The organism is Caulobacter sp. 17J65-9 (assembly GCF_010975005.1).
Lineage (GTDB): Bacteria > Pseudomonadota > Alphaproteobacteria > Caulobacterales > Caulobacteraceae > 17J80-11.
The window spans coordinates 1-21,732 of sequence record NZ_JAAIVC010000052.1 but is presented as its reverse complement, the minus strand read 5'-3'; the positions used below and the strand labels follow the sequence as shown (position 1 = coordinate 21,732).

Below are 21,732 nucleotides of genomic sequence, written 5' to 3'. Positions count from 1 at the left end.
GCTCGCATTCGCGCCAGCGCCCGGCGCCGGTTCGCGGTGATCGACGCCTGTGAGACCACGCCCTGGGCCCGGCTCGCGGGCACGGCGGCGGCGGCGGCGGCCTTCGCGCGCCGCACCGAGGCGGCGGCCTGATCCGCGCCCGCCTAGATTAAGGCGAAGTAATGACCTCGATTTAAGCTGACAGCCTGTGCCGGTCGGCCCACCTTCCGCTCAAGCATCGCTCAGGGAAGAGGGTCATGAAGGTTCAACTGTTCATCGCGGCGGCGGCGGCGGCCATGTGTGCGGCGGGCGCCGCGTCGGCGGCTCCGGAAGTCGAGATCGAGAACGCGGTCGCCCGCGTCGTGGTGATCCCGGAGGCTCGCTCCGACATCGCCGTCGACGTGCGCCAGGGCCGCGCCGACCTGCCGCAACTGAAGGTTTCGCAGCGCGGCGGCGGCAAGGTCGAGATCGACGGCGACCTGGATCGCCGGATCCAGGGCTGCAACTACCACGGCGGGGCCTCCACCCTCGACGCGGCGGTCAACCCGCCGGAAAACCTCGTCATCAACGTCCGCGGCCTGCCCCCGGTGAAGTTGGCCGACGCGCCGCTGATCACCCTGCGGGTGCCGATGAACGTCAACATCGACGCCGGCGGCGCGGTGTTCGGCTCGATCGGCCGGTCTGACAGCGTCGAGTTGGCCGGCGCCGGCTGCGGCGACTGGACCGTCGCCAACACCAAGGGCGACATGAAGATCTCGGTGGCCGGGTCGGGCGACGTCGCGGCCGGGACCTCCGCCAGCCTGCAGGCCTCGATCGCCGGCTCCGGCGACATCCGCACCGGCGCGACCCAGGGCCTGCGCGCTTCGATCGCCGGCTCGGGCGACGTGCGGGTGGCCCGCGTGGACGGCCCGATTGACGCCTCGATCGCCGGTTCGGGCGACGTCAGCGTCGACGCCGGCCGCGCCAGCCGCCTGAAGGCCTCGATCGCCGGCTCCGGCGACGTGCGCTTCGGTGGGACGGCGGACACGCTGAACGCCTCGGTGATCGGTTCGGGCGACGTGCGCGTCGGCGCGGTCACCGGCTCGATCAGCAAGAGTGTGATGGGCTCCGGCGACGTCGTCGTCGGTCGCTGATCGGGTAACGGGGGACCTAGTCATGAAAGCGTTGCTTCTCGCGGCGGCCGCATTTGCGGCCGGCGCTCCCGCGGCCTCGGCCGCGACCCAGACCGTGCGGCTCGAGGACCTGGCGGCGCGCGTCGTCGTCATGCCGGAGGCCCGCAGCGACGTGAAGGTCGAGATCCGGCCGGGCGCTTCCGACATCGCCGCCCCGCGGCTGTTCTGGGAAGGCGGCCAGGCGGTGGTGCGCGGCACGCTGGACGACAGCGACCTGAAGAACTGCCGCAAGTCCGGGAAGGATTTCGACACCGGCAACATCGTGCTGCACGGCCGGCGCAACGTCGCGGTGAAGGACCTGCCGGTGGTGATCCTGCACACGCCGCAGGACGTGGTGATCAACGCGGACGGGGCCGTGGTCGGCGAGGTCGGCGCGGCCCGTTCGGTGAGTCTGTCGCATGAGCGCTGCGGCGCGTGGAAGTTCGCCGACGTGTCGGGCCGGCTCGGCCTCGACATTGAGGGCGTGGCCGACATCTACGCCACGCGGGCCGGTGCTGCGATCGTGAAGCTGGAAGGGATGGGCGACGTCCACCTGGTCAGCGTCGGGGCGTTCACCGCCGACCTGGAGGGCATGGCCGACATCACCGTCGACCGCGTCAACGGCCCGGTGGACGTGTCGCTGGAAGGCATGGGCGACGTCCGCATCAAGAGCGGCGCCGCCACGACCTTCAAGGCCACGCTGGAGGGCATGGGCGACGTTCAGTTCGACGGCGTCGCGGCCAGCCTGGACGCCTCGGCCGACGGCATGGGCACCATCCGCGTCGCCCAGGTGACGGGCGCCAAGCGCATCAGCCAGTCCGGCTTCGCCAAGGTGAAGATCGCGCGCTGAGGCCTGAGTATCGGCGCCCCGGCCGCAAGCCGGGGCGCCGTCTCGCCCTGTCTTATAAGAACGGGCTTAGAAGAACGGGAAGCCGGCCCCGATGATGCCGCCCAGCGGCTTCAGCGCCGCGCCGAAGCGGTCGCGGTCCTTCAGCGTGCCGCCGCCGTAGTTCCAGCGGATGCCGACGCGGAAGGCGTCGGACGACAGGTCGCCCGGGATGTCCTCGTCGAACTCCTGGTGCTCGTAGCTGGCGAACACGCTGATCGGCACGGTCGGGAACTGGTATTCGCCGCCGAGCCCGAAGCTCCAGACCTCGAGATCCCCGAAGCCGTCCTCGGCCTGGTTCCAGCCGATCTCGCCGTCGACCCGGAAGTCGTCCTGGATGAAGTAGGCCAGGCCGCCCGTGGCGCCCCAGATGTCCACGTCCGCGTCGTCGATCTGGCCGTAGCCGACCGAGCCCGACAGGGTGCTCTGCTCGAAATAGTATTGGCCTTCCGCCCCGATCACCCAGGTCTGATCGGTGACGTCGGAGTCGGTGAAGCCGGCGAAGCCGCCGATCAGGCCCTGGTCGTTGCGGGCGTGGACGTGGGCGGTGCCCTGGATCACGCCCTGGTCGGTCAGGTCGTCGGCGTCGGTATAGCGGACGTCGAACTGCAGGCCCCACGACTGCTGCGGGATTTCCACCGCGCCGCCGATCGACCAGGCGTTGGCGTCGTTGTCTCCGAAGTCGGAATCTAGATTGATGTTGCCGTAGTCGACGTCGGCGTAGCCCGTCACCGCCTCCTGGGCGAAGGCGGGGGCCGCGATGAACACGGCGCCGAGCGCCGTCGTAACCAGCAGACTGGACTTCATGGAGCTTTCCCCTGGTCGAAAGTGGAACGCTCCCCCCGAGGGAGAATTGATACCGTAAAGCTCCCCCGTAGGCTGTGCCGTTTAGGTCACAAGCGCGGCGGTAAACGAACGCTGTTATTCCAAAGGTCCAGGGCCAAACGGAAGACGCCCCGGAGCGGGGCTCCGGGGCGTCTGAGGTCGTGTCGTCCGGCGCGGGCGCCGGAAGGAAGTCGCTTAGAACACGCCGCCGAACACGCCGGCCGCGCCGGTGAAGCTGGCGCCCGCGCGGTCGCGGCCCTTCAGGGTCTGGCCGCCGAACGAGACGCGCATGCCGATCGACAGCTTGTCTTCGTCGATGTCGGCTTCGTCGAACTGGTAGTGGGTGTAGCCGGCGTAGACGCTGAACGGGCTGGTGGACAGCTGGTATTCGCCGCCCAGGCCGGCCGAGACCACCGTGTCGGCGTCAGCGTCGGCGTAGCCGAGGCCGGCGTTCAGGCGGAAGTTGTCGGTCAGGAAGTAGCGGACTTCGCCGCCCACGCCCCAGGCGTCGGCGTCCAGGTCGTCGCTGCTGCCGTAGGCGATGGTGCCGGCCACGGTCAGGTTGTCGAAGTACTTCGCGCCTTCGACGCCGAGGTTGTAGGTGCTGACCGAGTCGGAGTTCGACACGGCGGCGAAGCCGCCGATGGCCCACTGGTCGTTGCGGGTGAAGACGTGGGCGCCGGCGCCGAACATGTTCTCGGAGCTGAACTCGTCGTCGATCTGCAGGCTGGTGTAGCCGGCGTCGAGCTGCACGCCGATCTGGTCGGTCGGCTTGAAGGCCACCGAGGCGGTCAGGTCATAGGTTTCGACGTCGCTGCCGGTGCGGGTGTAGCCGGCGCCGAAGTAGCCCGAGGTGTCGTCGGCGAAGGCCGGGGCGGCGAAGGCGACGGCGGCGAGGGCGGCCGAGGCGAACAGAACGTTTTTCATTAGAGCTTCCTTGCGTTTCCCCCGCGGTGTTTCGCTTGTGGGAAGCGCCACGGTTGGATCGCCAGCTAAGCTTGGCCGTACGGGCTCACAAGCCTTGAGGAGGAAGCTTCGCCGCAGGGCGGCGGACCGTGCTGGTTGTGCAACGGACCTTGGCGTAATTGCGACTTTCTGTAGGCGATTGCGGCGGGATTGGGCCGTGCGCGGCCTTGTTCGCCACAGGTGCGCACGAACGGTTAAGCGCTCGCGGCGCGCCGAATCCCTACGGACCGCGCAAAAGAAAACGCCCCGGAGCCAGGCTCCGGGGCGTTCCTCGCCGTTCCGGCCGCAGCCGGAAGGCGACCTCTTAGAACAGGCCGCCGAAAGCGGTCTTGGCGCCGTTGAAGCTGGCGCCCGAACGGTCGCGGCCCTTCAGGGTCTGGCCACCGAAGTTGTAGCGCACGCCGACGGTGAACTTGTCGGCGTCGATGTCGGCTTCGTCGAACTTGGTGTGCTCGTAGCCGGCGTACAGGCTGACCGGGGTGGCCGCGAACTGGTATTCGCCGCCCAGGCCGACGGTCCACGCCTTCTCGACGTCGGCGTCGGCGTAGGACAGGCCGCCGTTCAGGCGGAAGTTGTCGGACACGAAGTAGCGGGCTTCACCGCCGATGCCCCAGACGTCGACGTCCGCGTCGTCGTTGTTGGCGTAGGCGACGGCGCCGGCCAGGGTGACGTTGTCGAGGTACTTCGCGCCTTCGGCGCCGATGTTCCAGGTGGTGGAGTCTTCGGCGTCGGTCACGCCGGCGAAGCCGCCCACGGCCCACGCGTCGTTACGGGTGAACAGGTGGACGTTGGCGTTGTAGGCGTCCGACGAGTCGAAGCCGTCGACGTCGGTGTTGGCGTAGCCGGCGTCGATCTGCACGCCCAGCTTGTCGGTCGCGCTGAAGGCGACGGCGCCGTCCAGGCCCCAGGTGTCGGCGTCGCCGAAGTCGGTGTCGGTCTTGGCGTAGGAGCCGCCGACGTAGCCCGAGGCGTCTTGGGCGAAGGCCGGGGCGGCGAGGGCGACGACGGCCAGGGCGGCGGAGGCGAACAGAACGTTCTTCATTGCTCTTATTCCTTATGTTGCCCGCGGAGCCGTTGAGGGGAGGGGCTCTGCGGTTGTTCGCCAGCTAAGCAGGGCCGCCCGGCCGCTCAAGGCGCATACGGTGACGCTTCCGTTCCGGGAGCGGGAAGCGTGACGGTTCTGCAACAGACCTTGTCGCGATTGTGTCGGATCAAAGGCGAATGTGGCGGCTTCGCGTTCGGCGAAGTCCGGCTTCGCCACGAGGCTGAACTCCAGTTCATGAAGCTGAGCGGCCGTTCACCACGCCAAACGAAACGCGCCCCGAGTCGGTGACTCGGGGCGCGCGCGTAGCGTCGTCCGTCCGGCCGGGGCCGGACCGACGGTTCTTAGAAGACGATGTTCGTCAGGCCGAAGGCCGAGGCGCCGCCGAAGCTGGCGCCCTTGCGGTCGCGCTGCTTCAGGCTGTCGGCGCCGAAGGTCCAGCGCAGGCCGACGCTGAAGGTGTCGGCGCTGCCGTCGTAATCCTTCGCTTCGGAGTGGTCATAGGCGGCGTACACGCTGAACGGCTGGCTGGCGAACTGGTGCTCGGCGCCGAAGCCCAGGCTCCAGCCGCCGTAGTCCTCGTCCTCGCTCTTGATCGAGGCGTAACCGGCGTGGCCGTCGATGCGGGTGTTGTCGCTCAGGAAGTAGCGGGCTTCGCCGCCGACCTGGATGATGTCGACGTTCTCCCAGTTGTCGAACTGGCCGTAGGCGACGCTGCCGGCGAGGGTCAGGTTGTCCAGATACTTCTGGGCTTCCACGCCGCCGGTCCACATGGCGCTGTCCTGAGCTTCGGTCATGCCGACGAAGCCGCCGAACGCGTAGCTGTCGTTGCGGGTGAAGGCGTGCACCGTGGCGGTCTTGGCGGTGACCGCATAGTCCTCGATCTCGCTGCGGGCGACGCCCGCGTCGACCTGGAAGTTGATCAGGTCGCTGGCCGCGAACACCGCCTTGCCGCTCAGGGCGAGGGTGTCGGAGTCGAAGTCGTTGCCGCCGCCGACGTCGTACGCGGTGCGGGCGTAGCCGGCGTCGATCTGGCCGGCGACCTGGGCGTAGGCCGGAGCGGAAACGGCGACCGCGGCGATCGCCGCGGCGCAAAGCAGGTGCGTCTTCATTATTGTATCCTCGATGAGAGACGCCCGGCCCGGCCGCGTGGGGAAGCAGTCGGGGGATGCGACCGGGCGGGCCGCTTCCGATTACGGTCAAGCTGTCCGGCCGCCACCCGCCGCGCGACCAACCTCGCCTCTCGCGCGACGAAAGGGGGTGATCGGTGCGTCGCGGCGCGGTCGCGCGCATCGCCGCAGATCCTTTGGGAAAGCGGCCTTGACGCAGGCTGAATCGCCGGGCATAACCCGCGCCTCTTGTTGAGCCGGCCGTGCCGAAAGGCAGACGCGGTTCGCAGGAACGACCTGAGTTTGAAGCGCCTCTCAGGGGCGCAACCCGGGTACAACGGCCCTCGTGGATGTCCGCGCGGGCCTATCGTTTTTGCGGACGTCCGCGTCCTGAGGAACCCCTCAGGGTCGGTCTTTGAAATGGTTCAGAGGACGCGGCGACAGCCACCGTCAGGAATACGAGCGATATGGATCGTCAGAACATCCGCATCCGGCTCAAGGCCTTCGATCACCGCGTGCTGGACCATTCCACGCGCGAGATCGTGAATACGGCCAAGCGCACGGGCGCCCAAGTCCGGGGGCCGATCCCCCTGCCGACGCGCATCGAGCGCTTCACCGTCAACCGTTCGCCGCACGTCGACAAGAAGTCGCGCGAACAGTTTGAAATCCGCACGCACAAGCGCGTGCTCGACATCGTCGACCCCACCCCGCAGACCGTGGACGCGCTGATGAAGCTCGACCTGTCCGCCGGCGTGGACGTCGAGATCAAGATCTAAAGGCGGGATCCGATGCGTACGGGCGTGATCGCCAAGAAGCTCGGCATGACGCGTTTCTTCGATGATGAAGGAGCGCACGTGCCGGTGACCGTGCTGGCTCTCGACGGCTGCCAAGTCGTCGGCCAGCGCACCCAGGACAAGGACGGCTACGTCGCGCTGCAGCTCGGCGCCGGCGCCAAGAAGGCGAAGAACACCGCGCAGCCTCTGCGTGGCCAGTTCGCCAAGGCGCTGGTCGAGCCCAAGCGGGTCGTGACCGAGTTCCGCGTCTCTGAAGAGAACCTGATCGAAGTGGGCGCGGAAATCACCGCGGACCACTACGTTCCCGGCCAGCGCGTCGACATCCAGGGCGTGACCGTCGGTAAGGGTTTCGCCGGCGCCATGAAGCGCTGGAACTTCGGCGGCATGCGCGCCACCCACGGTGTGTCCGTGTCGCACCGTGCTCACGGTTCGACCGGTCAGCGCCAGGACCCCGGCAAGGTCTTCAAGAACAAGAAGATGGCCGGTCACCTCGGTGTTGAAACCGTCACCACCCAGAACCTGTCGGTCTACCGCGTCGATCTCGACCGCGGCCTGATCATGATCAAGGGCGCCGTTCCGGGCGCCGAAGGTTCGTACGTGAAGATCCACGACGCCGTGAAGCGTGCTCTGCCGGCCGACGCGCCGAAGCCGGGCGCGTTCCGCAAGGCGGGCGCTCAGCCGGTCGAAACCCCGGTTGAAGCCGCTCCGGCGGTCGAAGCCTCGAACGGGGGCGAAGAGCAATGAAGATCGACGTGATCAACCTGGACGGCGGCAAGGCCGGCTCGGTCGAGCTGTCGGACGAAGTCTTCGGCATCGAAGAGATCCGTCCGGACATCCTGCAGCGCTGCGTGGTGTGGCAACTGGCCAAGCGCCGTGCCGGCACTCACAAGGTGCAGACCCGGAACGAGAACTCTCGCACCGGCAAGAAGATGTACAAGCAGAAGGGCACCGGCGGCGCCCGTCACGGTTCGCGCCGTGCGCCGCAGTTCGTCGGCGGTTCGCGCGCCTTCGGTCCGGTCGTCCGCTCGCACGAGACCGACCTGCCCAAGAAGGTCCGCAAGCTGGCCCTGCGCCACGCCCTGTCGTCGAAGGCCAAGGCCGGCTCGCTGGTCATCCTCGACCAGGCCGCGCTGGACGCCCCGAAGACCGCGGCTCTGCGCGCCCAGTTCGAAAAGCTCGGCCTGAAGAACGCGCTGATCATCGCCGGTCCGGCGGTCGACACCAACTTCGGCCTGGCGGCTCGCAACATCCCGCACGTCGACGTGCTGCCGGACGCCGGCCTGAACGTCTACGACGTCCTGCGTCGCGACACCCTCGTGCTGACGCGCGCGGCGGTCGAAGCGATCCAGGCGCGCTTCTCTGAGGAGGCTGCGTAATGGCCGCCACCGCTCGCCACTACGACACCATCCTGGCGCCGCTGATCACCGAAAAGTCGACCCTGCTCTCCGAGCAGAACAAGGTCGTCTTCAAGGTGGCGCACGACGCCTCCAAGGATGAAATCGCCGCCGCTGTCGAAGCGCTGTTCAACGTCAAGGTCACCAAGGTCAACACCGTGGTCACCAAGGGCAAGACCAAGCGCTTCCGCGGCATCCTCGGCCGTCGTTCGGACGTCAAGAAAGCGATCGTGACCCTGCAAGAGGGCCAATCGATCGACGTGACCACGGGGCTCTGAGACCATGGCTCTGAAGCAATTCAATCCGACCTCGCCGGGCCGTCGTGGCCTCGTCCTGGTCGACCGGTCTGAGCTCCACAAGGGCAAGCCGGAAAAGGCCCTCGTCGAAGGCCTGACCAAAAAGGGCGGCCGCGGCGGCGGCGGCCGCATCGCCGTCCGCTTCCGCGGCGGCGGCGCCAAGCGCCTGTACCGCATCATCGACTTCAAGCGCCGCAAGTGGGACATGCCCGCGACCGTCGAGCGCCTGGAGTACGACCCGAACCGCTCGGCCTTCATCGCCCTGGTGACCTACCAGGACGGCGAAAAGGCCTACATCCTCGCGCCGCAGCGGCTTAAGGCCGGCGACGTGGTGGTGGCCGGCGAGAAGGTCGACGTGAAGCCGGGCAACGCCATGCCGCTGCGCTCCATGCCGATCGGCACCATCATCCACAACGTGGAGATGAAGCCGCTGAAGGGCGGCCAGCTGGCTCGCTCGGCCGGCGCCTACGCCCAGCTGGTCGGCCGTGACGCCGGCTACGCCCAGATCCGTCTCGGCTCGGGCGAGCTGCGCATGGTGCTGGACAGCTGCATCGCCACGGTGGGTGCGGTGTCCAACCCGGACCACATGAACCAAAACCTCGGCAAGGCCGGTCGTACGCGTCACATGGGCTTCCGTCCGCACGTTCGCGGCGTGGCCATGAACCCGATCGACCACCCGCACGGCGGCGGCGAAGGCCGCACCTCGGGCGGCCGTCACCCGGTCAGCCCGACCGGCAAGCCGACGAAGGGTTCCAAGACCCGCAAGAACAAGGCGACGGACAAGTTCATCATCCGTAGCCGTCACGTGAAGAAGGCTCGCTAACGATGACCCGTTCCGCCTGGAAAGGTCCGTTCGTCGACGGCTATCTGCTGAAGAAGGCCGACGCCCTTCAGTCGTCGGGCCGCAAGGACGTGATCAAGACCTGGTCGCGCCGCTCGACCATCCTGCCGCAGTTCGTCGGCCTGACGTTCGGCGTCTACAACGGCCACAAGCACGTGCCGGTCCTCATCTCCGAGGACATGGTCGGCATGAAGCTCGGCGAATTCGCGCCGACCCGCACCTTCTACGGCCACGCGGCCGACAAGAAGGCCAAGAGGAAGTAGGGCGATGGGCAAGGCTTCTAATCCCCGCCGCGTCGGCGCGGCCGAGGCTCGTGCGAAGGTGGTCAACCTGCGCACCAGCCCGCGTAAGCTGAACCTGGTCGCCGCTTCTATCCGCGGTCTGCCGGTCACGCGTGCGCTCAACGAACTGGAGTTCAGCCACAAGCGCATCGCGAAAGACGTTCGCAAGGCGCTGTACTCGGCCATCTCCAACGCCGAGAACAACCACAACCTCGACATCGACAACCTGGTCGTCGCCGAGGCCTTCGTGGGCAAGAACCTGGTGATGAAGCGTTTCTCGGCCCGCGCTCGCGGCCGGGCCTCGCGCATCGAGAAACCCTTCTCCGAGATCACGATCGTGGTCCGTGAGCTCGGCGCGGAGGCCGCCTGATGGGTCAGAAAGTCAATCCGGTCGGGCTCCGGCTCGGCGTCAACCGCACGTGGGACAGCCGCTGGTTCGCCGGCCGCAAGGACTACGCGCGCCTGCTGCACGACGACCTGAAGCTTCGTGAGGAGCTGAAGAAGCGCCTCTCGGGCGCCGGCGTGTCGCGCATCATCATCGAGCGCCCGCACAAGAAGTGCCGCGTGACGATCTACGCCGCCCGTCCGGGTGTCGTGATCGGCAAGAAGGGCGCGGACATCGACAAGCTGCGCAAGGACATCGGCAAGCTGACGGAAGGCGAAGTCTTCCTGAACATCGTCGAAGTCCGCAAGCCGGAGACCGACGCCCAGCTGGTGGCCGAGAACATCGCCCAGCAGCTCGAGCGCCGCGTCGCCTTCCGTCGCGCCATGAAGCGCGCCATGCAGTCGGCCATGCGTCTGGGCGCCAAGGGCATCCGGATCAACGTGTCCGGCCGTCTGGGCGGCGCTGAAATCGCCCGCATGGAATGGTACCGCGAAGGCCGCGTGCCGCTGCACACCCTGCGCGCCGACATCGACTACGGCTTCATCGAAGCCAAGACGACCTACGGCGTCATCGGCGTGAAGGTCTGGGTGTTCAAGGGTGAAGTGCTCGAGCACGACCCGATGGCCCAGGACAAGCGTTGGGCGACCGAGGCCGCCGGCCCGTCGTCGAGCGAAGGTCGCGAGCGTGGTGATCGCGGTCCCCGTGGTCCGCGCGGTCCGCGTCGCGAGCGCGGTCAGGCCGAGGGCTAAGAGTCATGCTGCAACCGAAGAAAACCAAGTACCGGAAGGCGTTCAAGGGCCGTATCCACGGCAACGCCAAGGGTGGCTTCCTGCTGAACTTCGGCTCTTACGGCCTGAAGTCGCTGGAGCCGGAGCGCCTGACCGCTCGTCAGATCGAGGCCGCCCGTCGGGCGATCACGCGTCAGATGAAGCGTCAGGGCCGCGTTTGGATCCGGGTGTTCCCCGACCTGCCGGTCACCGACAAGCCGGCTGAAGTCCGGATGGGTAAAGGCAAGGGCGCGGTGGATTACTGGGCCGCGCGCGTCCACCCGGGCCGCATCCTGTTTGAAATCGACGGCGTGCCGGACGACGTGGCGCGCGAAGCGCTGCGTCTCGGCGCCGCCAAGCTGCCGGTGCGCACGAAGGTGGTGACCCGCCTCGACGCCGGCATCGCCGCCGCGGAGTGATCAAGATGGCGAAGATCGGTGATCTCCGGGGCATGACCCCGGACCAGCTCCAGGACGAGCTTCTGAAGCTCAAAAAGGAGCAGTTCAACCTGCGCTTCCAGGCCGCCACGGGTCAGCTTGAAAAGACCCACCGTGTCGACGAGGTGCGCAAGGCCATTGCGCGCATCAAGACGCTGCAAGGCGCCCAGAAGTCGGCCTGAGGAAGAGACGAATATGCCGAAGCGAATTCTCGAAGGCGTGGTCGTCTCCGACAAGGGAGAGAAGACCGTCGTCGTGAAAGTGGAGCGGACGATCCTGCATCCGGTTCTGAAAAAGACCGTGCGGCTGTCCAAGAAGTACCACGCTCACGACGAGGCCAACGCCTACAAGACCGGCGAAATTGCTCGCATCGTCGAGTGCGCGCCGAAGTCGAAGCTGAAGCGCTGGGAAGTGCTGCCCAAGGGCAGCGCCCCGGCCGCCGAATGAGTGGAAGGATCTAAGTCATGATCCAGATGCAGACTAACCTGGATGTCGCCGACAATTCCGGCGCCCGCCGGGTCATGTGCATCAAGGTGCTGGGCGGCGCGAAGCGCCGTTACGCGCACGTCGGTGATCTGATCGTCGTTTCCGTGAAGGAAGCGATCCCTCGGGGCCGCGTGAAGAAAGGCGACGTGCTCCGCGCGATCGTCGTCCGCACCTCGAAGGACATCAAGCGCAAGGACGGCTCGGTTATCCGCTTCGACAAGAACGCGGCCGTGATCGTCAACAAGCAGAGCGAGCCGATCGGCACGCGGATCTTCGGCCCGGTTCCCCGCGAACTGCGCGCCAAGAACCACATGAAGATCATCTCCCTGGCGCCGGAGGTCCTGTAAATGGCCGCGAAGATCAAGAAGGGCGACCGCGTCGTCGTCCTGACCGGCAAGGACAAGGGCCGTCAGGGCACCGTCCTGAAGGTCAATCCGACCGAAAACCGCGTGCTGGTGGAAGGCGTCAACGTCGTCCAGCGGCACACCCGCCCCTCGCAGGTGAACCCGCAGGGCGGCATCGTGAACAAGGAAGCGCCGATCCACGTGTCGAACGTGGCCTTCGTCGATCCCAAGACCGGCGGCGCGACCCGCGTCGGCTTCCGCGTCGAAGGGGACAAGAAGGTGCGCGTGGCCAAGAAGTCCGGCGAGGTCATCAATGGCTGATACCGCTAAGTATGAGCCGCGGCTGAAGACCGTTTATCGCGAGCGCATCCGCGCGGCGATGAAGGAGCAGTTCGCCTACACCAACGAGATGCAGGTCCCCAAGCTCGACAAGATCGTCGTGAACATGGGCATCGGCGAAGCGGTGGCTGACTCCAAGAAGGTCAACGCCGCCGTGAAGGACCTGGCCGCGATCACCGGCCAGAAGCCGCTGCCGACCAAGGCCCGCAAGTCGATCGCCCAGTTCAAGCTGCGCGAAGGCATGGTTGTCGGCGCCAAGGTTACCCTGCGCCAGGACCGCATGTTCGAGTTCCTGGACCGTCTGATCACCATCGCTCTGCCGCGGGTGAAGGACTTCCGGGGCCTGAACGGCAACTCGTTCGACGGGCGTGGCAACTACGCCATGGGTCTGAAGGAGCACCTGGTGTTCCCGGAGATCAACTACGATCAGATCGACCAGATCTGGGGCATGGACATCGTCGTCTGCACCACGGCCGGGACCGATCAGGAAGCCAAGGCGCTCCTGAAAGAGTTCCAGTTCCCGTTTACGGCGTAAGGGCGGGGGAGAAGCACAATGGCTAAGAAAAGCGCCGTCAACCGCAACGAGATGGTCAAGCGTCTCGTCGCGCAGTACGCCGAAAAGCGGGCCGCCCTGAAGGCGATCGCCAACGACGAAGGCCGTCCGCTGGAGGAGCGCTTCGAAGCGCGCCTGAAGCTGGCCGAACTGCCGCGCAACTCCGCGCAGAACCGCATCCGCAACCGTTGCGAGGTGACGGGTCGTCCGCGCGCCTATTATCGCAAGCTCAAGATGTCCCGTATCTCGCTGCGCGACCTGGCGTCGCTCGGCCAGATCCCGGGCATGACCAAGTCGAGCTGGTGAGGACCCCCCGATGGTGAACGATCCTCTCGGCGATATGATCGCCCGCATCAAGAACGCCGCGACCCGCAAGCGTTCGAAGGTGCTGACCCCGGCCTCCAAGCTGCGCCAGCGCGTCCTCGACGTGCTGCAGGGCGAGGGCTACATCCGGGGCTACAACCTGGTGGAAACGCCGGGCGAGTTCCCGCAGTTCGAGATCGAGCTGAAGTACTTCGACGGCCAGCCGGTGATCGCGGAAATCGCGCGCGTCTCCAAGCCGGGCCGCCGGGTCTATTCGTCGATCAAGGACCTGAAGCCGATCAAGAACGGCCTCGGGATCTCGATCCTGTCCACGCCGAAGGGCGTGATGTCCGATAACGCCGCGCGCGACGCCAACGTGGGCGGCGAAGTGCTCTGCCGCGTCTACTAAGGCGAGGCGAGGGAAACAGAACATGTCTCGGATCGGCAAAAAGGCGATCGCTGTCCCGTCGGGCGTCCAGGTGACGCTCGCCGGCCAGTCGGTCACGGTGAAGGGCCCCAAGGGGCAACTCGCCTGGACCGTCGCCGACGAAATCGAAGTGAAGCACGAGGGCGGCGAAATCACGCTGACCCCGCGCGAAGACACCCAGCGCGCTCGCGCCATGTGGGGCCTGTCGCGCACGCTCGTCGGCAACATGGTCGAGGGCGTGACGAAGGGTTACGAGCAGGCGCTCGAACTGGTCGGCGTCGGTTACCGCGCCGCCATGAAGGGCACGGCCCTGTCGCTGCAACTGGGCTTCAGCCACGACGTCGACGTCGCGGCTCCGGCCGGCATCACCTTCACGGTGCCGAAGCAGACCGAGATCCGTATCTCGGGCATCGACAAGCAGGTCGTCGGCGAGACCGCCGCGCGCATCCGCAAGATCCGTCCGCCGGAGCCCTACAAGGGCAAGGGCGTCCGTTACGCGGGCGAAAAGGTCCGTCGTAAGGAAGGCAAGAAGAAGTAAGCCATGGCGCTCTCTCCTCGCGAAATCAACAAGCGCCGCGCCGAGCGCAACCGCATTCGGCTCAAGGCGGTCTCGAACGGGCGGCTGCGCCTGTCGGTCTTCCGTTCGTCCAAGAACATCTACGCTCAGGTCATCGACGACGCGCGCGGCGTGACCGTCGCGGCCGCTTCCTCGGTGGAAGGCGACAGCAAGCGTGGGTCGGACAAGGCCGCGGCCGCCAAGGTCGGGGCCCTAGTCGCCCAGCGTGCGATCGAACAGGGCGTCAAGGACGTCGTGTTCGACCGCGGCGGCTACATCTACCACGGCCGGGTCAAGGCCCTGGCCGACGCCGCGCGCGAAGCCGGCCTGAACTTCTAAGGGGATCGCAATGGCCCGTCCGAACGAAGAACGCCGCGATCGCCGCTCGCGTGAACCGGAAGAGCAGTCCGACATCGTCGAAAAGCTCGTCCACATCAACCGCGTCGCCGCCACCGTGAAGGGTGGCCGTCGCTTCTCCTTCGCCGCTCTGATGGTCGTCGGCGACCAAAAGGGCCGCGTCGGTTTCGGTCACGGCAAGGCGCGTGAAGTGCCGGAAGCCATCCGCAAGGCGACCGAAGAAGCCAAGAAGGCGATGATCCGCGTCCCGCTGCGCGAATCCCGCACCCTGCACCACGACGGCGCTGGCCGTTGGGGCGCCGGCAAGGTGATGATGCGCGCGGCCCCTCCGGGCACCGGCGTGATCGCCGGCGGTCCGATGCGCGCCGTGCTGGAAACCCTGGGCGTCCAGGACGTGGTCGCCAAGTCGACCGGCTCGTCCAACCCCTACAACATGGTGCGTGCGACGTTCGAGGCCCTCAAGGTCCAGAGCTCGCCGCGTCAGGTTGCTAACAAGCGCGGCAAGAAGGTGGGCGACATCATCGGCCGCCGTAACGACGGCGCTTCGGCGCCCGACGCCATCGAGGGCTGATCATGGCTAAGGTCACCGTTCGTCAAACCGCCAGCCCGATCCGTCGCACCGACGACCAGCGCGCGACGCTGAAGGGTCTGGGCCTGAACAAGATCGGCCGGGAGTCCACGCTCGAGGACACCCCGTCGGTTCGCGGCATGATCGCCAAGGTCGCCCACATGGTCGCCGTGGTGAAGGAAGAGGCGTAAGCCTCTCTCCTGAAATGCTTGCGTCGGACCTGGTCCGACGCTAACCCTCGCCGCTCGCCCCGTGTCGGGATTCTCCCGACATGGGGCGAAGCGCATTTTCAAAGCCGAGTCGGGGAGGGGACTTCCCGGCGCAGATCTCCGAGGAGAGGCTGATATGACGAAGCTGAACGAACTCCGCGACAACGACGGCGCCCACAAGGGCCGCATGCGCGTCGGCCGTGGCCCGGGCTCGGGCAAGGGCAAGACCTCGGGTCGCGGCGTGAAGGGTCAGAAGTCCCGTACCGGCGTGGCGCTGGCGGGCTTCGAAGGCGGCCAGATGCCGCTGCACATGCGCATGCCCAAGCGCGGCTTCAACAACCCGTTCCGTCTGAAGCTGGTCGAAGTGAACCTGTGGCGCATCGCCAAGGCGATCGAAGCCGGCAAGCTCGACGCCAAGGCGACCATCGACGCCGCCGCCCTGAAGGCCGCCGGCGTGATCCGCCGCGAACTGGACGGCGTGCGCCTGCTGGGCCACGGCGAAGTCTCCGCCAAGCTCGACCTGGCCGTCTACTCGGCCTCGGCGTCGGCCGTGAAGGCCGTGGAAGCCGCCGGCGGCAAGATCGCCCAAAGCCGTCCGCAAACCGAAGAAGCTGCCGCCTGAGCCCTCTCGCTCTGGCTGCCACCGTCGCCTATTTGAGGCGGGTCTAGAGTTTCGGGGGTTCTCGAATGGCCTCGGCTGCTGAACAGCTCGCCGCGAATATGAACATCGGCGCCTTCGCGAAGGCGACCGAACTGCACAAGCGTCTGTGGTTCACCCTGGGCGCGCTGATCGTCTACCGGCTCGGGACCTACATCCCGATCCCGGGCATCAACGCCGACGCCTTCGCGGCCGCCTTCGGGCAGTCGCAGCAGGGCATCCTGGGCATGTTCAACATGTTCTCGGGCGGCGCGGTGCAGCGCATGGCGATCTTCGCGCTCAACGTGATGCCCTACATCTCGGCGTCGATCATCGTGCAGCTGCTCGGCACGATCTACGGCCCGTGGGAGAAGCTGCGGAAGGAAGGCGGGGAGGCGGGGCGCAAGACGCTCAACCAGTACACCCGCTACCTGACCGTGGTGCTGGCCCTGGCCCAGTCGTTCGGCATCGCCATCGGCCTGCAGAACGCCCAGGGCCTGGTCGACCACCCCGGCATCGTCTTCCTGTTGTCGACGGTCACCACCCTGACCGGCGGCACCATGTTCCTGATGTGGCTCGGCGAGCAGGTGACCAGCCGCGGCGTCGGCAACGGCGTGTCGCTGATCATCTTCGCCGGTATCGTGGCCGCCTTGCCGAGCACGATCGCCAACCTCCTGGGCCTGGCCCAGCAGGGGCAGGTGAGCGGCTTCGCCCTGTTCACCATCGCCGTCCTGCTGATCGGCGCGATCTTCTTCATCGTGTTCATGGAGCGCTCGCAGCGCCGGCTGCTGATCCAGTACCCGAAGCGTCAGGTCGGCAACCGCATGTTCGGCGGCGAGAGCTCGTTCCTGCCACTGAAGATCAACACCGCCGGCGTGATCCCGCCGATCTTCGCCTCGTCGCTGCTGCTGCTGCCGACCACCGCCGCCCAGTTCCTGGCGGGGCCGAACGCGCCGGAGTGGGCCTCGTGGCTGACCCCGGTGACCAGCACGCTGCACCACGGCCAGCCGGTGTTCATCGCCCTGTACGCGGCGCTGATCATCTTCTTCTCCTTCTTCTACACGTCGATCGTGTTCAATCCGGAGGAGACGGCCGAGAACCTGCGCAAGTACGGCGGCTTCCTGCCCGGCATCCGCCCCGGTAAGCGCACGGCCGAGTATCTGGACCACGTGCTGAGCCGCCTGACGGCCATCGGCGCCGGCTACATCACCCTGGTGTGCCTGCTGCCCGAGACCTTCATCGCCCGGTTCGGCAACAACCTGGCGTTCGGCGGCACCTCGATCCTGATCGTCGTGTCGGTGACCATGGACACCGTCGGCCAGATCCAGTCCCACCTGCTGGCCCACCAGTACGAGGGCCTGATCAAGAAGGCCAAGCTGCGGGGAGCGCGCGGTCGATGAACCTGATTCTGTTCGGCCCGCCGGCGGCGGGGAAGGGCACTCAGGCGAAGCGCCTGGTCGCCGAGCGCGGCATGGTCCAGCTGTCCACCGGCGACATGCTGCGCGCCGCCCGCGCCTCGGGCTCCGAGCTCGGCCAGCGCGTCGCGGCCGTGATGGACGCCGGCGGCCTCGTCACCGACGAGATCGTCATCGCCCTGATCGAAGAGCGTCTGCCGGAGGCTGAAGCCGCCGGCGGGGCGATCTTCGACGGCTTCCCGCGCACCGTGGCCCAGGCCGAGGCGCTGGACGCCATGCTGGCCAAGCGCGGCCGCAAGATCGACCGTGTCGTCCGCCTGAAGGTGGATGAGGATGGTCTGCTCGCGCGGGTCGCCAAACGATTCGCGGAGGAAGGCCGCCCGGACGACAATCCGGAAACCTTCAAAGTGAGGCTCGCCGCCTACAACGCCCAGACTGCGCCGCTGCTGCCGTACTACGCGGCGCAGGGCAAACTGGTCGAAGTCGACGGCATGGGAATGGTTCAGGAGGTCGCCGCCGGCATCGACGGCGCCCTTGGTTCGGTTCCCGCTTAACCCATTGACGGAAGCGTTTTCATCCCTATAACGGGGCGCTTCCGCGAAAGGGCGCGATTTCGCGCGCCGGCTCTCAGTACCGTGTGGGGCGAGAGCCGGGGCGTCGTCGTCGTGTCCTCCACGCGTTCAGGAGACTTCAGACGTGGCCCGTATCGCAGGCGTCAATATTCCGACCAACAAGCGCGTCGAAATCGCGCTCCAATACATCCATGGCATCGGCGCGAAGAACGCCCGCGACATCATGGGGAAGGTCGGGATCGACCAGGCTCGTCGCGTTAACCAGCTGACCGACGCCGAAGTGCTTCAGATCCGCGAAACCATCGACCGTGATTACACCGTCGAAGGCGATCTGCGCCGTGAAGTTTCGATGAACATCAAGCGTCTGATGGACCTGGCCTGCTATCGCGGCCTGCGTCACCGCAAGGGCCTGCCGGTCCGCGGCCAGCGCACCCACACCAACGCCCGGACCCGCAAGGGCCCGGCCAAGCCGATCGCCGGCAAGAAGAAGTAAGGCTGAAGTCCGATGGCCAAGGAACCGGCTCGCGTTAAACGCCGCGAACGTAAGAACATCACCTCGGGCGTGGCGCACGTGAACGCCACGTTCAACAACACCATGATCACCATCACCGACGCGCAGGGGAACGCCATCTCCTGGTCGTCGGCCGGGGCCATGGGCTTCAAGGGTTCGCGTAAGTCGACCCCGTACGCCGCGCAGGTCGCCGCCGAAGACGCGGGCCGCAAGGCGATGGAACACGGCGTGAAAACGCTGGAAGTGAACGTGGCGGGCCCGGGTTCGGGCCGCGAGTCGGCTCTGCGTGCGCTGCAGGCGGTGGGCTTCACCATCACCACCATCCGCGACGTCACGCCGATCCCGCACAACGGCTGCCGCCCGCCCAAGCGTCGTCGCGTCTGATCGCCGTCGCTTACCTTTTCCGCCGGTCGGTCCGGGGCTCGATGCAGCCTGCGGCCGGCCGGCGAAACCCGTTCGAGGGACCGAATCCGTGATCGAAAGAAACTGGCAAGAGCTGATCCGTCCCGAGAAGCCGCAGATCGAGTCCGGCGTCGACAGCCAGCGCAAGGCGCGGCTGGTCGCCGAACCGCTCGAGCGCGGCTTCGGCGTGACGCTCGGCAACGCCCTTCGCCGGGTGCTGCTGTCGTCGCTGCAAGGCGCGGCGGTCACCGCCGTGCAGATCGACGGCGTGGTGCACGAGTTCTCCTCGATGGAGGGCGTGCGCGAAGACGTCGTCGACATCATCCTGAACATCAAGCAACTGGCCCTGCGCATGCACGCTGAGGGCCCGAAGCGCATGACCCTGCGCGCCACGGGTCCCGGCCCGGTGACCGCCGGCCAGATCGACCTGCCGTCGGACATCGAAGTGCTGAACCCCGACCACGTGCTGTGCACGCTGGACGAGGGCGCCTCGGTGCGCATGGAGTTCACCGTTCAGAACGGCAAGGGCTACGTCCCGGCCGAGCGCAACCGTCCTGAGGACGCCCCGATCGGCCTGATCGCCGTCGACGCCCTCTACAGCCCGGTCAAGCGCGTCGCCTACCGCGTCGAGCCGACCCGCCAGGGCCAGTCGCTCGACTACGACAAGCTGATCATGGAAGTGGAGACCAACGGCGCGGTTTCGCCGGTGGACGCCGTGGCCTACGCCGCCCGCATCCTGCAAGACCAGCTGCAGATCTTCATCACCTTCGAAGAGCCGAAGAAGCCGTCGGCCGAAGAAGGCAAGCCGGAGCTGCCGTTCAACCCGGCTCTGCTGAAGAAGGTCGACGAGCTGGAGCTGTCGGTCCGTTCGGCGAACTGCCTGAAGAACGACAACATCGTCTACATCGGCGATCTGATCCAGAAGACCGAAGCCGAGATGCTGCGGACCCCGAACTTCGGCCGCAAGTCCTTGAACGAGATCAAGGAAGTGCTGCAGAGCATGGGCCTGGCGCTGGGCATGGACGTGCCGAACTGGCCGCCGGAAAACATCGAAGACCTGGCCAAGAAGTTCGAAGACCAGATCTAAGGTCGACGCTTCCTAGGTTTTGCGTTTCAGAACCGGCTCCGAGCTCCCGCTCGGGGCCGGTTTGCTTTTTATAGGAGCGCGATTTCGGTCAGCCGAGCGCGCACCGCTTATCGGGAAGGCGCCCAAAACCCTGTCCCGGTAACCTTCGGCTCTCAGGAGCCGACGTCCGGAACGGGCCGCGCCAAGAGGTATGCGGCCTTCGCGTCCGGGCTGATTTTGGGAGATCGGCCAGGCTGCGCGCCGCCGGTCTCATGGAGATTGACCGATGCGTCACGGTTCCGCCCACCGCAAACTGGGTCGTACGACCAGCCACCGCACCGCCATGTTCGCCAACATGGCCGCCTCGCTGATCAAGCACGAGCAGATCACCACCACCCTGCCGAAGGCGAAGGAACTGCGTCCCTTCGTCGAGAAGCTGGTGACCCTGGCCAAGCGCGGCGACCTGCACGCCCGCCGTATCGCCATCAGCCGCGTCCGTGACGTCGAGCAGGTCGGCAAGCTGTTCGCCGTGATCGGCCCGCGCTACGCCGAGCGTAACGGCGGCTACATCCGCATCATGAAGGCCGGCTTCCGCCACGGCGACGACGCCCCGATGGCCGTCATCGAGTTCGTCGACCGCGACGTGAACGAGAAGGGCAAGGACTCCGGTCCGAAGCCGGAAATCTTCGCCGGCGAAGAGTGATCCTTCTCACCTGAGAAGTCGAAAGGCCCCGGAACCCAGGTTCCGGGGCCTTTTTCGTTTGGCCGCCGCCCGGGCGTCCCGGGCCTATTCCCGCGACAGGTCCTGGCGCTGGAACACGACGCCGGCCGCGACGACCGGCAGGATCACCCAGCCCGCAAGCGCGGCGCCGGCGGACCAGATGGTGGCGGCGGGCAGGGGGACGTCGCCGATCGCGGCGCGCAGGAGCTCCACCGACAGGCCCGGCAGGGCGAGGAAGCCCCAGAGCGGCGGCGTGGCGAGACCGCCGGGGCCGAGCTGGCTCATCATCAGGGCCTGGACGACGCCCAGCACGATCGGGGTCATCACGGCGGCCAGGATCGAGCGGCTGACCACCGCCGCCAGCGCGCCGACGGCCAGGGGCTGCAGCACCTGCAGCCAGCTGATCAGGAACAGGCCGGCGAACTGCAGGACAAATCCGTGCTCGCCGTTCCAGACGGTCGGCGCATGGCGGCCCAGGGCGCCGATCAGGCCGGCGGCGATCCCGGCGAAGGCGATCAGCGCCACGCTGGCGGCGGCCGCGGCGGCGACGACCAGGGCCTTGGCGGCGAGCAGGTTCGCGCGGCTGTTGCGCGGCGTCAGCAGCCGCCAGGTCTCCCAGCGGTATTCGCCGCCGAACACGGACGCGCCGGCGATCAGCAGAAACAGCTGGGTGAAGGGCGAGCCGGCGTCGGCGACCGCCTTCAGCATCACGCGGGCGAGGTCCAGGGCCGGGATGACGTTCGAACGGGCCACCGCGCCGCGGAACCAGAGCTCCACGCCGACGCCGATCACCAGCGCGACCAGCGGCACGAACAGGAAGCCCCAGAACAGGGCGGCGCGATTGCGCCAGAGCTTGAAGCCTTCGCAGGCCAGGGCGTCAGCCAGCACGGGCGTCTCCGGTCTGCTGCAGGAACACGCGCTCCAGGTCGCCGCCGACCCAGCGCGCCTCGGTGATGTCGACCCCGCGTTCGACCAGGGCGCGGATCAGGGCCGGCGCGCCGGCGCGGTCGACGTCGGCCAGCACGCCGTCGCCGTCCCGCGCGCCGCGCGCGCCCAGCACCTCGAGCACGGCGTCGAGCGGCGTGGCGGCGATGCGCAGGCGCTCCTGGCCGG

Annotated in this window: 34 protein-coding genes and 1 pseudogene; 29 read left to right on the top strand and 6 right to left on the bottom strand. The window is 67.2% G+C overall.

Annotation, left to right across the window (positions count from 1 at the left end):
- The first annotated feature begins 236 nt into the window (after positions 1 to 236).
- Positions 237 to 1,112, top strand: a complete 876-nt coding sequence (locus G3573_RS10150) for a DUF2807 domain-containing protein (protein ID WP_163260972.1) — start codon at positions 237 to 239, stop codon at positions 1,110 to 1,112.
- Positions 1,113 to 1,134: 22 nt separating this feature from the next.
- Entirely contained in the window at positions 1,135 to 1,980 is an 846-nt protein-coding gene (locus G3573_RS10145; RefSeq protein WP_163260971.1) for a hypothetical protein, read from the top strand.
- A gap of 66 nt (positions 1,981 to 2,046) precedes the next feature.
- Here the strand turns inward: G3573_RS10145 and G3573_RS10140 are convergent, their stop codons facing one another.
- From G3573_RS10140 to G3573_RS10125, 4 genes are all read right to left on the bottom strand, one after another.
- The gene (locus tag G3573_RS10140; protein WP_163260970.1) at positions 2,047 to 2,823 is read right to left on the bottom strand and encodes an outer membrane beta-barrel protein; all 777 of its coding nucleotides are present in this window, start codon (positions 2,821 to 2,823) and stop codon (positions 2,047 to 2,049) included.
- A gap of 213 nt (positions 2,824 to 3,036) precedes the next feature.
- Positions 3,037 to 3,768, bottom strand: a complete 732-nt coding sequence (locus tag G3573_RS10135; protein WP_163260969.1) for a TonB-dependent receptor — start codon at positions 3,766 to 3,768, stop codon at positions 3,037 to 3,039.
- A gap of 343 nt (positions 3,769 to 4,111) precedes the next feature.
- The gene (locus G3573_RS10130; RefSeq protein ID WP_163260968.1) at positions 4,112 to 4,849 is read right to left on the bottom strand and encodes a porin; all 738 of its coding nucleotides are present in this window, start codon (positions 4,847 to 4,849) and stop codon (positions 4,112 to 4,114) included.
- Positions 4,850 to 5,193: 344 nt separating this feature from the next.
- Positions 5,194 to 5,961 carry an outer membrane beta-barrel protein gene (locus G3573_RS10125; RefSeq protein WP_163260967.1) on the bottom strand — a complete coding sequence of 256 codons (768 nt, stop codon included), beginning with the start codon at positions 5,959 to 5,961 and terminating at the stop codon, positions 5,194 to 5,196.
- A 464-nt stretch (positions 5,962 to 6,425) separates the two neighbouring features.
- On the opposite strand from G3573_RS10125, the gene rpsJ reads away from it, so the two are divergent.
- From rpsJ to rplQ, 27 genes are all read left to right on the top strand, one after another.
- Positions 6,426 to 6,734, top strand: coding sequence for a 30S ribosomal protein S10 (gene rpsJ / locus G3573_RS10120; protein WP_163260966.1), 309 nt, complete (start codon positions 6,426 to 6,428; stop codon positions 6,732 to 6,734).
- A 12-nt stretch (positions 6,735 to 6,746) separates the two neighbouring features.
- Entirely contained in the window at positions 6,747 to 7,496 is a 750-nt protein-coding gene (gene rplC / locus G3573_RS10115; RefSeq protein ID WP_163260965.1) for a 50S ribosomal protein L3, read from the top strand.
- The gene (gene rplD / locus G3573_RS10110; RefSeq protein WP_163260964.1) at positions 7,493 to 8,128 is read left to right on the top strand and encodes a 50S ribosomal protein L4; all 636 of its coding nucleotides are present in this window, start codon (positions 7,493 to 7,495) and stop codon (positions 8,126 to 8,128) included. Before rplC ends, rplD begins: the two co-directional genes overlap by 4 nt.
- Complete coding sequence (locus tag G3573_RS10105; RefSeq protein WP_163260963.1) at positions 8,128 to 8,424, top strand: 50S ribosomal protein L23; 297 nt, start codon at positions 8,128 to 8,130, stop codon at positions 8,422 to 8,424. The genes rplD and G3573_RS10105 overlap by 1 nt, the downstream gene beginning before the upstream one ends.
- A gap of 4 nt (positions 8,425 to 8,428) precedes the next feature.
- On the top strand, positions 8,429 to 9,265 hold the full coding sequence (rplB, locus tag G3573_RS10100; protein WP_163260962.1) for a 50S ribosomal protein L2: 837 nt from the start codon (positions 8,429 to 8,431) through the stop codon (positions 9,263 to 9,265).
- Positions 9,266 to 9,267: 2 nt separating this feature from the next.
- The gene (gene rpsS / locus G3573_RS10095) at positions 9,268 to 9,546 is read left to right on the top strand and encodes a 30S ribosomal protein S19 (RefSeq protein ID WP_163260961.1); all 279 of its coding nucleotides are present in this window, start codon (positions 9,268 to 9,270) and stop codon (positions 9,544 to 9,546) included.
- A gap of 4 nt (positions 9,547 to 9,550) precedes the next feature.
- Complete coding sequence (gene rplV / locus G3573_RS10090) at positions 9,551 to 9,934, top strand: 50S ribosomal protein L22 (protein ID WP_163260960.1); 384 nt, start codon at positions 9,551 to 9,553, stop codon at positions 9,932 to 9,934.
- Complete coding sequence (gene rpsC, locus G3573_RS10085; protein ID WP_163260959.1) at positions 9,934 to 10,698, top strand: 30S ribosomal protein S3; 765 nt, start codon at positions 9,934 to 9,936, stop codon at positions 10,696 to 10,698. The genes rplV and rpsC overlap by 1 nt, the downstream gene beginning before the upstream one ends.
- A gap of 5 nt (positions 10,699 to 10,703) precedes the next feature.
- Entirely contained in the window at positions 10,704 to 11,135 is a 432-nt protein-coding gene (rplP, locus tag G3573_RS10080) for a 50S ribosomal protein L16 (RefSeq protein ID WP_163260958.1), read from the top strand.
- Positions 11,136 to 11,140: 5 nt separating this feature from the next.
- The gene (gene rpmC / locus G3573_RS10075; RefSeq protein WP_163260957.1) at positions 11,141 to 11,335 is read left to right on the top strand and encodes a 50S ribosomal protein L29; all 195 of its coding nucleotides are present in this window, start codon (positions 11,141 to 11,143) and stop codon (positions 11,333 to 11,335) included.
- A 13-nt stretch (positions 11,336 to 11,348) separates the two neighbouring features.
- Positions 11,349 to 11,600: a 30S ribosomal protein S17 gene (rpsQ, locus tag G3573_RS10070; RefSeq protein ID WP_163260956.1), complete on the top strand. Its 252-nt coding sequence runs from the start codon at positions 11,349 to 11,351 to the stop codon at positions 11,598 to 11,600.
- Positions 11,601 to 11,617: 17 nt separating this feature from the next.
- Positions 11,618 to 11,986: a 50S ribosomal protein L14 gene (gene rplN / locus G3573_RS10065; RefSeq protein ID WP_163260955.1), complete on the top strand. Its 369-nt coding sequence runs from the start codon at positions 11,618 to 11,620 to the stop codon at positions 11,984 to 11,986.
- Complete coding sequence (rplX, locus tag G3573_RS10060) at positions 11,987 to 12,304, top strand: 50S ribosomal protein L24 (protein ID WP_163260954.1); 318 nt, start codon at positions 11,987 to 11,989, stop codon at positions 12,302 to 12,304.
- Entirely contained in the window at positions 12,297 to 12,857 is a 561-nt protein-coding gene (rplE, locus tag G3573_RS10055) for a 50S ribosomal protein L5 (RefSeq protein ID WP_163260953.1), read from the top strand. The genes rplX and rplE overlap by 8 nt, the downstream gene beginning before the upstream one ends.
- A gap of 18 nt (positions 12,858 to 12,875) precedes the next feature.
- Positions 12,876 to 13,181, top strand: coding sequence for a 30S ribosomal protein S14 (gene rpsN / locus G3573_RS10050; protein ID WP_163260952.1), 306 nt, complete (start codon positions 12,876 to 12,878; stop codon positions 13,179 to 13,181).
- Positions 13,182 to 13,191: 10 nt separating this feature from the next.
- A complete protein-coding gene (gene rpsH, locus G3573_RS10045) occupies positions 13,192 to 13,587 on the top strand; it encodes a 30S ribosomal protein S8 (RefSeq protein WP_163260951.1) in 396 nt (131 codons plus the stop codon).
- A 22-nt stretch (positions 13,588 to 13,609) separates the two neighbouring features.
- On the top strand, positions 13,610 to 14,143 hold the full coding sequence (gene rplF, locus G3573_RS10040) for a 50S ribosomal protein L6 (RefSeq protein WP_163260950.1): 534 nt from the start codon (positions 13,610 to 13,612) through the stop codon (positions 14,141 to 14,143).
- A 3-nt stretch (positions 14,144 to 14,146) separates the two neighbouring features.
- Positions 14,147 to 14,500, top strand: coding sequence for a 50S ribosomal protein L18 (gene rplR, locus G3573_RS10035; protein ID WP_163260949.1), 354 nt, complete (start codon positions 14,147 to 14,149; stop codon positions 14,498 to 14,500).
- Positions 14,501 to 14,510: 10 nt separating this feature from the next.
- Positions 14,511 to 15,089, top strand: coding sequence for a 30S ribosomal protein S5 (gene rpsE / locus G3573_RS10030; protein WP_163260948.1), 579 nt, complete (start codon positions 14,511 to 14,513; stop codon positions 15,087 to 15,089).
- Between the two features lie 2 nt (positions 15,090 to 15,091).
- Positions 15,092 to 15,277, top strand: a complete 186-nt coding sequence (gene rpmD / locus G3573_RS10025) for a 50S ribosomal protein L30 (protein ID WP_163260947.1) — start codon at positions 15,092 to 15,094, stop codon at positions 15,275 to 15,277.
- A gap of 154 nt (positions 15,278 to 15,431) precedes the next feature.
- On the top strand, positions 15,432 to 15,917 hold the full coding sequence (gene rplO, locus G3573_RS10020) for a 50S ribosomal protein L15 (protein ID WP_163260946.1): 486 nt from the start codon (positions 15,432 to 15,434) through the stop codon (positions 15,915 to 15,917).
- A gap of 65 nt (positions 15,918 to 15,982) precedes the next feature.
- Positions 15,983 to 17,332, top strand: a complete 1,350-nt coding sequence (secY, locus tag G3573_RS10015; protein WP_163260945.1) for a preprotein translocase subunit SecY — start codon at positions 15,983 to 15,985, stop codon at positions 17,330 to 17,332.
- Positions 17,329 to 17,901, top strand: coding sequence for an adenylate kinase (locus G3573_RS10010; protein WP_163260944.1), 573 nt, complete (start codon positions 17,329 to 17,331; stop codon positions 17,899 to 17,901). Before secY ends, G3573_RS10010 begins: the two co-directional genes overlap by 4 nt.
- A gap of 142 nt (positions 17,902 to 18,043) precedes the next feature.
- Entirely contained in the window at positions 18,044 to 18,412 is a 369-nt protein-coding gene (rpsM, locus tag G3573_RS10005) for a 30S ribosomal protein S13 (RefSeq protein WP_163260943.1), read from the top strand.
- A 12-nt stretch (positions 18,413 to 18,424) separates the two neighbouring features.
- On the top strand, positions 18,425 to 18,814 hold the full coding sequence (gene rpsK, locus G3573_RS10000; RefSeq protein ID WP_163260942.1) for a 30S ribosomal protein S11: 390 nt from the start codon (positions 18,425 to 18,427) through the stop codon (positions 18,812 to 18,814).
- A gap of 88 nt (positions 18,815 to 18,902) precedes the next feature.
- Positions 18,903 to 19,919, top strand: coding sequence for a DNA-directed RNA polymerase subunit alpha (locus tag G3573_RS09995; protein WP_163260941.1), 1,017 nt, complete (start codon positions 18,903 to 18,905; stop codon positions 19,917 to 19,919).
- 265 nt (positions 19,920 to 20,184) lie between these two features.
- The gene (gene rplQ / locus G3573_RS09990) at positions 20,185 to 20,601 is read left to right on the top strand and encodes a 50S ribosomal protein L17 (protein ID WP_163260940.1); all 417 of its coding nucleotides are present in this window, start codon (positions 20,185 to 20,187) and stop codon (positions 20,599 to 20,601) included.
- 84 nt (positions 20,602 to 20,685) lie between these two features.
- On the opposite strand, the gene G3573_RS09985 is transcribed toward rplQ, so the two are convergent.
- A complete protein-coding gene (locus tag G3573_RS09985) occupies positions 20,686 to 21,507 on the bottom strand; it encodes an ABC transporter permease (protein WP_163260939.1) in 822 nt (273 codons plus the stop codon).
- Positions 21,497 to 21,732 (bottom strand): annotated as a pseudogene (locus G3573_RS09980) (ABC transporter ATP-binding protein); the annotation flags it as partial. The gene G3573_RS09985 and the pseudogene G3573_RS09980, both read right to left, overlap by 11 nt.

Bases quoted from the DNA above. Each gene is read 5' to 3' on its own strand.
- G3573_RS10150 (WP_163260972.1), top strand. From the start codon at position 237: ATGAAGGTTCAACTGTTCATCGCGGCGGCGGCGGCGGCCATGTGTGCG.
- G3573_RS10145 (WP_163260971.1), top strand. From the start codon at position 1,135: ATGAAAGCGTTGCTTCTCGCGGCGGCCGCATTTGCGGCCGGCGCTCCC.
- G3573_RS10140 (WP_163260970.1), bottom strand. From the start codon at position 2,823: ATGAAGTCCAGTCTGCTGGTTACGACGGCGCTCGGCGCCGTGTTCATC.
- G3573_RS10135 (WP_163260969.1), bottom strand. From the start codon at position 3,768: ATGAAAAACGTTCTGTTCGCCTCGGCCGCCCTCGCCGCCGTCGCCTTC.
- G3573_RS10130 (WP_163260968.1), bottom strand. From the start codon at position 4,849: ATGAAGAACGTTCTGTTCGCCTCCGCCGCCCTGGCCGTCGTCGCCCTC.
- G3573_RS10125 (WP_163260967.1), bottom strand. From the start codon at position 5,961: ATGAAGACGCACCTGCTTTGCGCCGCGGCGATCGCCGCGGTCGCCGTT.
- rpsJ (WP_163260966.1), top strand. From the start codon at position 6,426: ATGGATCGTCAGAACATCCGCATCCGGCTCAAGGCCTTCGATCACCGC.
- rplC (WP_163260965.1), top strand. From the start codon at position 6,747: ATGCGTACGGGCGTGATCGCCAAGAAGCTCGGCATGACGCGTTTCTTC.
- rplD (WP_163260964.1), top strand. From the start codon at position 7,493: ATGAAGATCGACGTGATCAACCTGGACGGCGGCAAGGCCGGCTCGGTC.
- G3573_RS10105 (WP_163260963.1), top strand. From the start codon at position 8,128: ATGGCCGCCACCGCTCGCCACTACGACACCATCCTGGCGCCGCTGATC.
- rplB (WP_163260962.1), top strand. From the start codon at position 8,429: ATGGCTCTGAAGCAATTCAATCCGACCTCGCCGGGCCGTCGTGGCCTC.
- rpsS (WP_163260961.1), top strand. From the start codon at position 9,268: ATGACCCGTTCCGCCTGGAAAGGTCCGTTCGTCGACGGCTATCTGCTG.
- rplV (WP_163260960.1), top strand. From the start codon at position 9,551: ATGGGCAAGGCTTCTAATCCCCGCCGCGTCGGCGCGGCCGAGGCTCGT.
- rpsC (WP_163260959.1), top strand. From the start codon at position 9,934: ATGGGTCAGAAAGTCAATCCGGTCGGGCTCCGGCTCGGCGTCAACCGC.
- rplP (WP_163260958.1), top strand. From the start codon at position 10,704: ATGCTGCAACCGAAGAAAACCAAGTACCGGAAGGCGTTCAAGGGCCGT.
- rpmC (WP_163260957.1), top strand. From the start codon at position 11,141: ATGGCGAAGATCGGTGATCTCCGGGGCATGACCCCGGACCAGCTCCAG.
- rpsQ (WP_163260956.1), top strand. From the start codon at position 11,349: ATGCCGAAGCGAATTCTCGAAGGCGTGGTCGTCTCCGACAAGGGAGAG.
- rplN (WP_163260955.1), top strand. From the start codon at position 11,618: ATGATCCAGATGCAGACTAACCTGGATGTCGCCGACAATTCCGGCGCC.
- rplX (WP_163260954.1), top strand. From the start codon at position 11,987: ATGGCCGCGAAGATCAAGAAGGGCGACCGCGTCGTCGTCCTGACCGGC.
- rplE (WP_163260953.1), top strand. From the start codon at position 12,297: ATGGCTGATACCGCTAAGTATGAGCCGCGGCTGAAGACCGTTTATCGC.
- rpsN (WP_163260952.1), top strand. From the start codon at position 12,876: ATGGCTAAGAAAAGCGCCGTCAACCGCAACGAGATGGTCAAGCGTCTC.
- rpsH (WP_163260951.1), top strand. From the start codon at position 13,192: ATGGTGAACGATCCTCTCGGCGATATGATCGCCCGCATCAAGAACGCC.
- rplF (WP_163260950.1), top strand. From the start codon at position 13,610: ATGTCTCGGATCGGCAAAAAGGCGATCGCTGTCCCGTCGGGCGTCCAG.
- rplR (WP_163260949.1), top strand. From the start codon at position 14,147: ATGGCGCTCTCTCCTCGCGAAATCAACAAGCGCCGCGCCGAGCGCAAC.
- rpsE (WP_163260948.1), top strand. From the start codon at position 14,511: ATGGCCCGTCCGAACGAAGAACGCCGCGATCGCCGCTCGCGTGAACCG.
- rpmD (WP_163260947.1), top strand. From the start codon at position 15,092: ATGGCTAAGGTCACCGTTCGTCAAACCGCCAGCCCGATCCGTCGCACC.
- rplO (WP_163260946.1), top strand. From the start codon at position 15,432: ATGACGAAGCTGAACGAACTCCGCGACAACGACGGCGCCCACAAGGGC.
- secY (WP_163260945.1), top strand. From the start codon at position 15,983: ATGGCCTCGGCTGCTGAACAGCTCGCCGCGAATATGAACATCGGCGCC.
- G3573_RS10010 (WP_163260944.1), top strand. From the start codon at position 17,329: ATGAACCTGATTCTGTTCGGCCCGCCGGCGGCGGGGAAGGGCACTCAG.
- rpsK (WP_163260942.1), top strand. From the start codon at position 18,425: ATGGCCAAGGAACCGGCTCGCGTTAAACGCCGCGAACGTAAGAACATC.
- rplQ (WP_163260940.1), top strand. From the start codon at position 20,185: ATGCGTCACGGTTCCGCCCACCGCAAACTGGGTCGTACGACCAGCCAC.